General features: G+C 34.8%; 16 protein-coding genes. 4 read left to right on the top strand and 12 right to left on the bottom strand.

Translation table 11 applies throughout. The features are described 5' to 3' along the window. Positions 1-42: 42 nt before the first annotated feature. The 4 genes from BUB95_RS08295 to BUB95_RS08280 are packed head-to-tail and all read left to right on the top strand — an operon-like array spanning position 43 to position 2,381. Positions 43-651 carry an LUD domain-containing protein gene (locus BUB95_RS08295; protein WP_073085410.1) on the top strand — a complete coding sequence of 203 codons (609 nt, stop codon included), beginning with the start codon at positions 43-45 and terminating at the stop codon, positions 649-651. Continuing rightward, positions 652-1,476 (top strand): phosphatidate cytidylyltransferase, encoded by an 825-nt coding sequence (locus BUB95_RS08290; RefSeq protein WP_073085409.1) that lies wholly within the window; start codon positions 652-654, stop codon positions 1,474-1,476. Next, positions 1,466-2,122 (top strand): phosphatidylserine decarboxylase family protein, encoded by a 657-nt coding sequence (locus BUB95_RS08285; protein WP_073085407.1) that lies wholly within the window; start codon positions 1,466-1,468, stop codon positions 2,120-2,122. Before BUB95_RS08290 ends, BUB95_RS08285 begins: the two co-directional genes overlap by 11 nt. Next, positions 2,115-2,381, top strand: a complete 267-nt coding sequence (locus BUB95_RS08280; protein ID WP_073085405.1) for an acyl-CoA-binding protein — start codon at positions 2,115-2,117, stop codon at positions 2,379-2,381. The genes BUB95_RS08285 and BUB95_RS08280 overlap by 8 nt, the downstream gene beginning before the upstream one ends. 6 nt (positions 2,382-2,387) lie before the next feature. Here the strand turns inward: BUB95_RS08280 and BUB95_RS08275 are convergent, their stop codons facing one another. The 12 genes from BUB95_RS08275 to secY form a co-directional block, all read right to left on the bottom strand. Next, entirely contained in the window at positions 2,388-3,299 is a 912-nt protein-coding gene (locus BUB95_RS08275; protein ID WP_073085403.1) for a dimethylarginine dimethylaminohydrolase family protein, read from the bottom strand. Between the two features lie 69 nt (positions 3,300-3,368). Further along, on the bottom strand, positions 3,369-4,655 hold the full coding sequence (locus BUB95_RS08270; RefSeq protein ID WP_073085401.1) for a citrate synthase: 1,287 nt from the start codon (positions 4,653-4,655) through the stop codon (positions 3,369-3,371). A 176-nt stretch (positions 4,656-4,831) separates the two neighbouring features. Further along, positions 4,832-6,124, bottom strand: coding sequence for a phosphopyruvate hydratase (gene eno, locus BUB95_RS08265; protein WP_073085399.1), 1,293 nt, complete (start codon positions 6,122-6,124; stop codon positions 4,832-4,834). A 205-nt stretch (positions 6,125-6,329) separates the two neighbouring features. After that, a complete protein-coding gene (gene carA / locus BUB95_RS08260; protein WP_073085398.1) occupies positions 6,330-7,430 on the bottom strand; it encodes a glutamine-hydrolyzing carbamoyl-phosphate synthase small subunit in 1,101 nt (366 codons plus the stop codon). Between the two features lie 228 nt (positions 7,431-7,658). Beyond that, complete coding sequence (gene rplQ / locus BUB95_RS08255; RefSeq protein WP_073085396.1) at positions 7,659-8,132, bottom strand: 50S ribosomal protein L17; 474 nt, start codon at positions 8,130-8,132, stop codon at positions 7,659-7,661. Between the two features lie 69 nt (positions 8,133-8,201). Then, positions 8,202-9,194: a DNA-directed RNA polymerase subunit alpha gene (locus tag BUB95_RS08250; RefSeq protein ID WP_073085394.1), complete on the bottom strand. Its 993-nt coding sequence runs from the start codon at positions 9,192-9,194 to the stop codon at positions 8,202-8,204. 98 nt (positions 9,195-9,292) lie between these two features. Further along, the gene (rpsD, locus tag BUB95_RS08245) at positions 9,293-9,898 is read right to left on the bottom strand and encodes a 30S ribosomal protein S4 (protein WP_073085392.1); all 606 of its coding nucleotides are present in this window, start codon (positions 9,896-9,898) and stop codon (positions 9,293-9,295) included. 202 nt (positions 9,899-10,100) lie between these two features. Next, the gene (gene rpsK / locus BUB95_RS08240) at positions 10,101-10,484 is read right to left on the bottom strand and encodes a 30S ribosomal protein S11 (RefSeq protein WP_073085390.1); all 384 of its coding nucleotides are present in this window, start codon (positions 10,482-10,484) and stop codon (positions 10,101-10,103) included. Positions 10,485-10,585: 101 nt separating this feature from the next. Continuing rightward, positions 10,586-10,960, bottom strand: a complete 375-nt coding sequence (gene rpsM, locus BUB95_RS08235) for a 30S ribosomal protein S13 (protein ID WP_073085388.1) — start codon at positions 10,958-10,960, stop codon at positions 10,586-10,588. A 118-nt stretch (positions 10,961-11,078) separates the two neighbouring features. Further along, a complete protein-coding gene (ykgO, locus tag BUB95_RS08230; RefSeq protein ID WP_008269159.1) occupies positions 11,079-11,195 on the bottom strand; it encodes a type B 50S ribosomal protein L36 in 117 nt (38 codons plus the stop codon). A gap of 22 nt (positions 11,196-11,217) precedes the next feature. Continuing rightward, the gene (gene infA, locus BUB95_RS08225) at positions 11,218-11,433 is read right to left on the bottom strand and encodes a translation initiation factor IF-1 (protein ID WP_007094967.1); all 216 of its coding nucleotides are present in this window, start codon (positions 11,431-11,433) and stop codon (positions 11,218-11,220) included. A gap of 10 nt (positions 11,434-11,443) precedes the next feature. Next, entirely contained in the window at positions 11,444-12,790 is a 1,347-nt protein-coding gene (secY, locus tag BUB95_RS08220; RefSeq protein WP_073085386.1) for a preprotein translocase subunit SecY, read from the bottom strand.

Genomic DNA, 12,790 nt, shown 5'->3' with positions numbered 1-12,790 from the left:
TTGGAATAATTGACTAAAGACGCGTATTAATCGTATTTGTAAATGAGTTTATTCAGAAAAATTTTTGGAGGAAAAACCCCCGGTTCCGAAGAAAAAGTTCCTAATGATGAGCGCAGCAAATACATGCCCGAAATCAAGCTTCCTGTAGATGAGCGTTTTACCATAAATTTTAAGGCTAACGGTGGAAAATTCCTCTACTGTGAGAATATTGAAGAGGTATACAATAGCTTCGAAAATATAATTGCCGAAAATAAGTGGGAAGATAAAAAGGTATTCCTCTTAGATGATAGATTAGAAGATTTATTCAAAGGATTTGAGCTTAAAACCACTAAGAAAACTTCAGATAGTAGTTATTTTTTCACCACTTGTGAGCATTTAATTTCTGATGATGGCTCACTTCTAATTTCTTCCAAGCAAATTGCCGAAAAGAAGCTTAAAGAATTACCAGCAAATTTTGTAGTCTATGCTACCACAAGTCAATTGGTTGAAAACATAGGCGAAGGTTTAAAAGGCATTAAAAACAATAACAAATCAAAAATTCCTACAAATATTACGACCATAAAGCATTTTAAAACTAATGAAGATAAAGACTTTTTAACCTACGGAAGTAGTGCTAAGAATTTGTATTTATTGCTATTAGAAGACTTATAAATGAAGGAACTTTTAACCCGTGCCATCTCTGGCCTTCTTTATGTATCACTGCTTATTGTCTCAATGTATTGGCAAAACGCCCTACTTGTTGTACTCTTTGTTTTTGGTTTAGTTTCTTTAGCCGAATTTAATAAACTCATTAAGCTAAAAGCATTTCCATTAACAGCTATAATTTTCACGGCGTTATATTTTGGCTTTTGGTATTGGTGTATGATTCATACATCCAACACTGGCACCAATGAAGCTATACAAATACTACTAGTTATTACCATTTTTGTTAACCTATTTCTAATCAAAGATTTGTTTACAGAAAAGAAGATTCCGTTGTTTGAATCAAAACGCTACATCGCTACAACCTTTTATTTATCTAGTGGTTTTGTTTTTATGCTTCTTATCGCTAATTACCTTAATACATTTACGCCTTTTTTACTGTTAGGTAGTTTTATTTTGGTTTGGGTTAACGATAGTTTTGCATACCTCGTAGGTAAGAATTTTGGACGTCAAAAATTATTCCCAAGTGTGTCTCCTAAGAAAACTGTAGAAGGTTTTTTAGGCGGCTTATTTTTCGCTTGTGTTTCTAGTTATTTTATTGCTACCTACACCGAAACATTAGGTTTTACAAGCTGGCTTATTTTAGCCATTATTGTTAGTGTTTTTGGTACTTTGGGCGATTTAATTGAATCAAAATTTAAGCGTCAAGCTGATGTAAAAGATAGTGGCGTAATAATGCCCGGACATGGAGGTCTGTTAGACCGCTTAGATAGTATTATCTTTGCAGCACCATTTATATATTTATTTCTAAGAATTTTAAGTTATGTTTCATAAAGAAGGCCATAAAATAATACTCATTACGTTAGTTATTGTGGTTACTGCAATTTTTACTATCGATTATTTTGTTTCTTTAGAGTGGTTACGAAAATCACTAATGCTACTCGTTTTGGTGTTTTTTGTGCTTATCCTTCAGTTTTTTAGAAATCCAAAGCGTTTTACAAATCCTAATGAAAAGCAAGCCTTATCGCCAGTTGATGGTAAGGTTGTGGTTATAGAAGAAGTCTTTGAAAAAGAAGTCTTTAAAGACAAGCGTATACAAGTATCTGTATTTATGTCTCCCGTAAATGTACACGTAACGCGTTATCCTATTGCAGGTAAAGTAACCTATAGTAAATACCATCCTGGCAAGTATCTAGTGGCTTGGCATCCAAAAGCTAGCGAAGAGAATGAGCGTACAACTGTTGTTGTAGAGAACGAAGGCTTTGGAAAAGTCTTATACAGGCAAATTGCTGGAGCTTTAGCCAAACGTATTGTCAACTATGCCATAGTAGACGATACTGCAAAACAAGGTGCGGATTCTGGATTTATAAAATTTGGGTCGAGAGTTGATTTATTTTTACCTTTGGATGCAGACATTAAAGTCACTTTAAACCAAAAGGTTAAAGGTGGTGAGTCTGTGATTGCAGAAATGAATGGATAAAAGTGAATTAGATATAGCATTTGAAGATGCCGTAAAACGGATTAACGACCATACGGACCCATTTCCTGCTGACTTTTTATTACGTCTTTATGCTTACTACAAAAAAGCGACTAACGACTACGGCAGACCAAGTAGTAAAAAGCAAATTATTAACGCTTTTAAGACCAATGCCTTATTTCAAGTACAAGACATCTCCCAAGATGAAGCCAAACAACACTATATAGATTTGGTAAATCATTACTTTTTGTACGGGAAGTAAAATAGATTACTCCCTAATCAAGGGCATAGTACTACAACGTAGTAAACCTTCTTGCTTAGCAATCTCCGCATAAGGGACTTCTTCAACCGTAAAACCTTGCTCACGTAACCATGTATTTAAACGTGTAAAATTTTGCTCAGAGATAATCACAGCTTCAGAGATGGAGAAGATATTACTATTCATATCATACATTTCGTCTTTGGTGATTTCAAAGACATTGTCTTTTCCAAAGAAATCAACCAACCATTGGTATTCTTCTTCAACCAAAAAACCGTTTTTATGAATAATAGCTTTATCCTTACCTATTGGCTGAAAACAGCAATCTAAATGCAAAGCGTTTTCTTTTGGGTCGGTATTAGATTTACGCAATTCAAAAGCCTTTACTTTTTTATGCGGAAATAAGTCTTGTATGGCTTTTACTGCATGTATATTGGTACGAGCCGTAATATAATCTGGATAATCCTCGCCTGTATAGGTGCCGATAAAAATATATTCGTTCCAAGGCATTACATCACCACCTTCTACATGGCACTCATCTGGAAGGATAATTCGTTTTTCTTTTGCAACGGTACTCCAAACATACTCTGTAGCCTCAACCTCGAACTTACGGTCGGGTAAAATATTAGCAATTATAATTTTGTCTTCGATAACAAAAGAAATATCGCGAGCAAAAATCTGGTTATAATTCTCTAAAACTTCTGGGCGATAAACTGTAACATCATACTTTTTTAAAACTTCTGCTACAGCTTCCATTTCTTTAACCATGTCTTCCTCTTTGGGATAAGTACCTGCCAATACGTGAAGCCTACTCTTTGGGTCGTAACAGTCTTCCACTTTTGGAGTTGGACCGTTACTCTCAGCAGTTCCTAAAATTACAGCTCTAAGCCTAGAAGTTTCGTTTTGTATGTTGAGTTTCATTAAACTAAATATAGTGATGTTAAGACACAAAAAAGCTCCATAATTTCTTATGAAGCTTGTTTTTGCTTTTTATCTTTTTTCGATTGGCGTAAACGCCCTTAATGTTTCGCCAGTATATAGCTGTCTTGGACGACCAATTGGCTCTTTACGCATGCGCATTTCTTTCCATTGTGCAATCCAGCCTGGTAAGCGACCTAATGCAAACATTACTGTAAACATCTCTACTGGAATACCCATAGCACGATAAATAATACCTGAATAGAAATCTACATTTGGATATAATTTACGATCTACAAAATACTTGTCTTCTAAGGCTTCTTTTTCAAGTCCTTTTGCTATATCTAAGATTGGGTCTTCAACACCTAAATCTCCTAATACTTCGTCTGCAGCTACTTTAATGATTTTAGCTCTTGGGTCAAAGTTCTTGTACACTCGGTGACCAAAGCCCATTAAACGGAAAGGGTCGCTCTTATCTTTTGCTTTAGCCATATATTTCTTTGTATCTCCACCATCTTCTTTAATAGCTTCAAGCATTTCTAACACAGCTTGGTTAGCCCCACCATGTAATGGTCCCCAAAGCGCAGAAATACCCGCAGAAAGCGATACAAATAATCCGGCATGCGATGAACCTGTAATTCTTACTGTAGATGTAGAACAGTTTTGCTCATGGTCTGCGTGTAAGATTAATAATTTATCTAAAGCATTAACTAAAATATCGTTTTGCTCATAGTCTTTGTTCGGGCTCTTAAACATCATTTTAAGAACATTCTCTACATACCCTAAATTATCATCCCCATAATCTAGCGGCAAACCTTGTTTTTTGCGCATAGTCCAAGCTACTAAGACTGGGAATTTCCCTAATATACGGACGATAGCGTTGTACATCTCTTCTTCAGAATCTACGTTTACAGAAGAAGGATTAAAAGCGGTTAACGCACTAGTTAATGAAGATAACACACCCATTGGATGAGCTGACTTAGGAAAAGCGTCAATAATTTTCTTAACGTCATCATCTACAACAGAATGCGACTTGATATCTGCATGAAATTTATCTAACTGCTCTTGGTTTGGTAATTCGCCAAAAATCAACAAATAAGCCACTTCTAAGAAATCTGCCTTTTCTGCTAATTCCTCAATAGAATATCCACGATATCTTAAAATCCCTTTTTCACCATCTAAAAATGTAATAGCACTTTCGCAGCTACCTGTATTTTTATATCCTGGGTCTAATGTAATAACACCTTTTGTAGAACCTCTAAGTGCTTTAACATCAATGGCTACTTCATTTTCTGTTCCGGTAATTAATGGAAACTCGTATTTCTCCCCACCAATTTCTAATATCGCTTTATCTGACATATATCTGTGTGATTTATCTTTATTAAAAGGAATACAAAATTACGAAATCTACATCGATTTCGGAACGGTATTTACAATCGTTTTAACAATTACAGTATTCTTACTTTCTATTGAAAACAAAAGCGATTACCTTAATTCGGTAATCGCTTTATAAAGTGAGTATTAGAAGTATATATTTACTTTACTTTGAACGCATTAGTCTGCGGAAAATAAGCAACTTCATCTAGTTCTTCTTCAATACGAAGTAATTGATTGTATTTTGCCATACGATCACTACGTGATGCTGAACCTGTTTTGATTTGTCCAGTATTTAATGCCACAGCTAAATCTGCAATTGTGTTATCTTCTGTTTCTCCAGAACGGTGAGACATTACAGATGTATAACCAGCATTATGCGCCATGTTTACAGCAGCTATAGTTTCAGTTAACGTACCAATTTGATTAACTTTAATTAGAATAGAATTTGCAATACCTTCAGAAATACCTCTTCCTAAACGCTCAACATTAGTTACAAATAAATCATCACCAACTAACTGAACTTTATCTCCAATTTTGTCCGTTAAGTATTTCCAACCTTCCCAATCGTTTTCGTCCATACCATCTTCAATAGAGATAATTGGGTATTTAGAGGCCAATTCTGCTAAGTAATCGGCTTGTTCTTGGCTTGTTCTTACTTTACCTGATTCGCCTTCAAAAATCGTATAGTCGTATTTACCGTCTTTATAGAATTCTGCCGCAGCACAATCTAAAGCAATCATAACATCATCACCTAAATTATAACCCGCATTAGCTACAGCTTTAGCGATAGTCTCTAAGGCATCTTCTGTACCACCGGCTAAGTTTGGTGCAAATCCACCTTCGTCTCCTACTGCAGTGCTTAAATTACGGTCGTGTAATACTTTTTTAAGATTATGGAAAATCTCAGTTCCCATTTGCATAGCATGCGTAAAATTCTTTGCTTTTACTGGCATTACCATGAACTCTTGAAATGCAATTGGTGCATCACTATGAGAACCACCATTAATGATGTTCATCATCGGAACTGGTAACGTATTGGCAGAAACACCTCCAACATATCTGTATAAAGGCATCCCTAGTTCATTTGCCGCAGCTTTGGCAACCGCGAGTGAAACACCTAAAATAGCATTAGCTCCTAATTTTGATTTATTTGGTGTGCCATCTAAATCAATCATTAATTTATCGATTAGATTTTGTTCGAAAACAGAAACACCTAATAACTCTTGAGCTATTATAGAATTAACATTTTCTACAGCTTTTAAAACACCTTTACCCATATAGTTATCTCCACCGTCTCTTAGCTCAACTGCCTCGTGTTCACCTGTTGATGCTCCAGAAGGTACTGCAGCACGTCCCATAACACCATTTTCTGTTAACACGTCTACTTCTACTGTTGGATTACCTCTTGAATCTAATATCTGTCTTGCGTGAATGTTAATAATAATACTCATTATGATTTTCTTTTTATGATTATAAAATATTGTATTGATTGATGTACTGAAATATGTTCAGTATGACAAACTTGTTTGTCAAATTTACGAAAAAAGCTGCCTGATTTTCTGACAAAAGTCAGTATTGCGATTAATATCTACGAAAATGTTTTCGCAACTAAAAAATGGCAACAGAATATTGATTTTGTTGCCATTCTTTCAAGAATTATTTCTTTAAGTTTTCTATAAACTCATCAAAAAGATAGATGGAGTCGTTTGGTCCTGGACTAGCTTCTGGATGGTACTGAACAGAAAACACATTCTTATCTTTCATCCTAATTCCGGCTACGGTATTATCATTAAGATGTACGTGTGTAATTTCAATATTTGGATGTGCTTCTGTTTCTTCTCTGTTTATAGCAAAACCATGATTCTGAGAAGTGATTTCTCCTTTACCAGTTAATAAGTTTTTTACTGGATGATTAATACCTCTGTGACCATTGTGCATTTTATAAGTTGAAATTCCATTTGCTAATGCTATGACTTGATGCCCTAAACAGATACCGAATAACGGCTTATTCTTGGCTATGATTTGCTTTGCTACATCTTGGGCCTCAACTAAAGGCTCTGGATCACCAGGACCATTAGACAAGAAATAGCCATCAGGATTGAATGCTTCTAGTTCTTCGAACTTTGCGTTGTAAGGAAATACTTTGATGTAAGCATCACGCTGGGCTAGGTTTCGGAGAATATTCTTTTTGATGCCAATATCTAATGCAGCAATTTTATAAGTAGCATTTTCATTTCCATAGAAATAAGGCGCTTTAGTCGAAACTTTAGACGCCAGCTCTAAACCATTCATACTTGGTTGCTCTGCTAATTGTTTTTTTAGACCTTCAACATTATCAACCTCAGTAGAGATGACAGCATTCATAGCGCCATTATCTCTTATGTAGCTTACTAGAGCTCTAGTATCTACATCTGATATGGCCAACGTATTATTCTTTTCAAAAAAATCTTCTAAAGACCTATCTGCTGCAGGACGCGAGTATTCAAAGCTGAAATTTTTACAAATTAAACCTGCAATCTTTACAGAATCTGATTCTACTTCAGAATCTTTTGTACCATAATTACCGATATGTGCATTGGTAGTGACCATTAATTGCCCAAAATAAGATGGGTCGGTAAAAATTTCTTGGTAGCCTGTAGTACCTGTATTAAAACATACTTCTCCAAATGCAGTACCTTCTTTACCAATAGATTTACCATAAAAAATGGTTCCATCTGCAAGTAAGATTAGGGCTTTTTTTCTTTGCTTGTATTTCATTTGTTGTGCTGTGTTGTTAGTTTTATATAGTTTTTCTTTCTATTTCACTTTGACTTCGCTCGGTGCATCGCAAAATTCCAAAAAAAAAGGATAAACTGAAACAGTTTATCCTTTATATTATTTAATGTTTATCAACACTCGATAATCGAGGTTTATAAAATGAAGAAAGCTGTCTAAAAGTAATATCAATATTGAATTTACAATCTATTTGCTTTCTTACTTGCATTTTTATTCTTCTTCGTTAGTAGCCTTAGTTTCTACTGGAGCAGCTGCACCAACTTTTTTACCACCTCTTCTACTTCTACGAGTTGTTTTCTTAGCTGTTTTACCAGCGTTGTAAATCTCGTTGTAATCTACTAACTCAATCATTGCCATATCAGCATTATCACCAAGACGGTTTCCTAATTTGATGATTCTTGTATAACCACCTGGACGGTCACCTACTTTTGCAGCTACATCTCTAAATAATTCTGCAACAGCTTCTTTTTGTCTTAGTTTAGAAAACACAATACGTCTGTTATGCGTTGTATCTTCTTTAGACTTAGTAATCATTGGCTCAACATACTGCTTTAAAGCTTTTGCTTTTGCAACAGTTGTGTTAATACGCTTGTGCTCTATTAAAGAACATGCCATATTAGCTAACATCGCTTTTCTATGCGCTGTCTTACGACCTAAATGATTGAATTTTTTTCCGTGTCTCATGACTTTTGTTTTAAACCTCTATCTTGCTACAACACTCTTTTGAGGAGCAAATTATAAAGGAGTTTATAATTAATCTTTATCTAATTTGTATTTACTTAAATCCATTCCGAAGTTAAGACCTTTAACGTTTACAAGTTCTTCAAGCTCAGTTAAAGACTTCTTACCAAAGTTTCTGAATTTCATTAAATCGTTTTTATTGAAAGACACTAAGTCTCCTAAAGTATCTACTTCTGCAGCTTTTAAACAGTTAAGTGCACGTACAGAAAGATCCATATCAACTAACTTAGTTTTTAATAGCTGTCTCATATGAAGTGATTCTTCATCATAAGTTTCCGTCTGTGCAATTTCGTCCGCCTCTAGAGTGATACGCTCATCAGAGAATAACATGAAGTGGTGGATTAGTATTTTTGCTGCTTCAGTCAATGCATCTTTTGGATGAATTGAACCGTCTGTTTGAATTTCGAAAACTAATTTTTCGTAATCCGTTTTTTGCTCAACACGGAAGTTCTCGATTCCGTATTTTACATTTTTTATAGGTGTGTAAATTGAGTCAGTAAAGATAGTACCTATTGGTGCAGAAGCTTTTTTATTTTCTTCTGCTGGTACATAACCTCTACCTTTTTCAATTGTAATTTCCATGTTAATATTAACCTTTGGATCTAAGTTACAGATAACTAAGTCTGTATTTAATACTTGGAAACCAGAGATAAACTTTTGGAAATCACCTGCAGTAATTTGTTCTTGACCTGAGATAGAAATTGTAACCGTTTCGTTATCAACTTCATCAATCTGACGCTTAAAGTTAACTTGCTTTAAGTTCAAAATCATTTCAGTTACATCTTCGACTACACCAGAAATTGTAGAAAACTCGTGATCTACACCTTCTATTCTTACAGAAGTGATTGCAAAACCTTCTAAAGAAGATAATAATACACGTCTTAAAGCATTACCTACTGTTAAACCATAACCAGGCTCTAATGGTCTGAATTCGAATTTTCCATCGAACTCATTAGAATCTATCATGATTACTTTGTCAGGCTTCTGAAAATTTAATATTGCCATGTTTTTCTTCGTTTTAATTGTTATTTAGTTGCGCGGTCTATAAGTTTGAAGAAGACCTGTAAACCCTTTGGCTAAATACCAATATGATTATTAATTGATTATTTAGAGTAAAGTTCAACGATAAATTGCTCGTTGATTTGCTCAGGAATTTGGATACGTGCTGGTACAGAAACATAAGTACCTTGTTTTGTATCGTTGTTCCAAGTAATCCATTCGTAAACATTGCTAGAATTAGCTAATGAATTTTGAATAGCTTCTAATGATTTTGACTTTTCTCTTACACTTACAACATCACCAGCTTTTAATTGGTAAGAAGGAATGTTTACCTTTTCACCGTTTACTGTTATGTGTCTGTGAGATACTAACTGACGTGCAGCACTACGTGTTGGAGCTATACCCATTCTGTAAACCACGTTATCTAAACGAGACTCACATAATTGTAATAATACTTCACCTGTAATACCTTGTGCAGCTGTTGCTCTTTTGAACATATTTCTGAACTGACGCTCTAAGATTCCGTAAGTGTACTTCGCTTTTTGCTTTTCTGCTAATTGGATTGCGTATTCAGATTTCTTTCCACGACGACGGTTATTTCCGTGCTGTCCTGGAGGATAATTTCTTTTTTCGAAAGCTTTATCGTCTCCGAAAATTGGTTGCCCGAATTTACGAGCGATTTTAGTTTTAGGACCAGTATATCTTGCCATTTCTAATTTGTTTTGAGAGTGATTGTAGAATTAAGGTCTTAAGCTTATCCTTCTAAACCGTCTGCCTCTCGGTGATACTTGTTATTATTTTTCAGTTTGCAAAAATACATAAAATAAACTAACGCCAAACATTTTGACGTTAGTTTATGTATATATTTTTAATCTTCAACAGGTTGGAAAACCTGAACGAAGTTAGATTGTATTATACGCGACGTCTCTTTGGAGGACGACAACCGTTATGTGGTAAAGGCGTAACATCAATAATTTCTGATACTTCGATACCTGCATTGTGTATAGATCTGATAGCAGACTCACGACCGTTACCTGGACCTTTTACATATACTTTTACTTTCTTTAAACCAGCTTCTTTTGCAACTCCCGCAGCATCTTCTGCAGCTAATTGAGCAGCGTAAGGCGTGTTCTTTTTAGAACCTCTAAAACCCATCTTCCCAGCAGATGACCATGATATTACGTCACCTTTTTTGTTTGTTAAAGAAATAATGATATTATTAAAAGATGCTGTTACGTGAGCTTCACCAACTGCATCAACAATTACTTTACGTTTTTTTGTACTTGACTTTGCCATATTTTTTAGTTTCTAGTGTTAGCTTTTAGTTTTGAGAATCCTAAACTTTTACATTTCAAACAGATCCATCTAACCTAATTACTAATGACTACTGTCTTTTATTATTTAGTTACTTTCTTTTTGTTAGCAACCGTTTTTCTTCTACCTTTTCTTGTACGAGAGTTGTTCTTAGTACGTTGACCTCTTAACGGAAGACCAGCTCTGTGACGGATACCTCTGTAACATCCAATATCCATTAAACGCTTAATGTTTAATTGAGTTTCAGAACGTAATTCACCTTCAATCTTGAAAGTTCCTACAGCCTCACGGATAGCTCCGATTTGGTCATCTGTCCAATCTTGTACTTTTGTGCTTTGATCAACTTTAGCAGTTTCTAAAATTTCTTTAGCACGACTTCTACCTATTCCATAGATATAAGTTAAAGAGATCACTCCTCTTTTTTGTTTTGGTATGTCTACACCTGCAATTCTTGCCATATTTGTTTTAGTTTTAGCACTGACGCTTTTTTGTCAGTACGGTTTTTAGTTGTTAGAATCCTAAACCAATCGATTTCGAACAGATTCATTTCAGTCTAATAACTAAACTTTTTAGTGTTTATCCTTGTCTTTGTTTAAACCTAGGGTTCTTTTTGTTAATTACGTAAAGTCTCCCTTTTCTACGTACCAATTTACAATCGGCACTTCTCTTTTTAACTGATGCTCTTACTTTCATCTGTTTTGATTTTTAAATACTATTAGTATCTATAAGTTATACGAGCCTTAGTTAAATCGTAAGGACTCATTTCTAATTTTACTTTATCTCCTGGTAACAACTTAATGTAATGCATACGCATTTTACCAGATATGTGTGCAGTCACAATATGACCATTTTCTAATTCTACACGGAACATAGCATTAGATAATGCTTCTATAATTGTACCGTCTTGCTCTATTGCTGCTTGTTTTGCCATTGTATAAATATTATGCTACTGCTTTTCTATTTTTACCTGATTTCATCAAACCGTCATAGTGCTTGTTCAACAAGTAAGAATTTACCTGTTGCATCGTGTCTATTGCAACTCCAACCATAATTAATAGTGATGTACCTCCAAAGAATAAAGCCCAACCTTGTTGTACGCCCATTAACTTAACTACAAATGCTGGGAACACAGCAATTAATGCTAAGAAAATAGAACCTGGTAAGGTAATTTGAGACATAATTTTGTCTAAATATTCTGAAGTTTCGCTACCTGGACGAATCCCTGGTATAAAACCACCACTACGTTTTAAATCGTCTGCCATTTTGTTCGTAGGAACAGTAATAGCAGTATAGAAATATGTAAATACAATAATTAAAAGTGCAAATACTAAGTTGTACCAAAATCCGAAGATATCAGAAAAGTTAGCTTGCATCCACTGACCTGCGTCAGTATCTTTTAACCAAGATGAACCACCAATTAAACCAGGAACAAACATAATAGCTTGCGCAAAGATGATTGGCATTACACCAGATGCATTAAGTTTTAATGGTAAAAACTGACGTGAACCAAATACGTTTTTCTCAAAACCGCCTGAAGCAGTTCTACGAGCGTATTGTACTTGTACTTTACGTACGGCCATAACTAATAGTACTGATGCTAATATGATTAAAAACCATATTACCAATTCGATTAATATGAGCATAAATCCACCATTACCTTCTGTTCTAGAAGCTGCATTAAGTAAGAACGATTGAGGTAAAGTAGCAATAATACCTACCATAATTAATAATGATATACCATTACCAATACCCTTATCTGTAATCTTCTCTCCTAACCACATTGCGAAAACACAACCCGTAACTAATATTACTATTGATGAAAAGTAGAAGATACCTCCTGTACCTAATAAAAAGGCGCTTGAAGGAATTCCTAAACTTGGCAAACTTACTAGATAACCAGGTGCTTGTACTAAACAAATAGCTATAGTTAACCAACGCGTAATTTGGTTGATTTTTTTACGGCCACTTTCACCTTCTTTTTGAAGCTTCTGTAAATAAGGAATTGCAATTCCCATTAACTGAACTACAATAGAAGCTGAGATATAAGGCATGATACCTAAAGCAAATACAGATGCATTTGCAAAAGCTCCACCTGTGAAGGCATTTAATAAACCTAAAATACCACCATCAGTTGTGTCTTGTAAACCACCTAATTGCGTTGCATCAATACCTGGTAAAACTACTTGCGCTCCAAAACGGTAAACTAATAATAACCCAAGAGTTAAAATTATTCTATCCTTAAGCTCTGTAATTTTCCAGACGTTTTTTAATGTATCTATTATTTTCAT

It is taken from the genome of Winogradskyella jejuensis, from assembly GCF_900129745.1.
GTDB lineage: Bacteria > Bacteroidota > Bacteroidia > Flavobacteriales > Flavobacteriaceae > Winogradskyella > Winogradskyella jejuensis.
The sequence above is the reverse complement of the archived record's forward strand: the minus strand, read 5'-3'. Positions and strand labels throughout refer to the sequence as shown.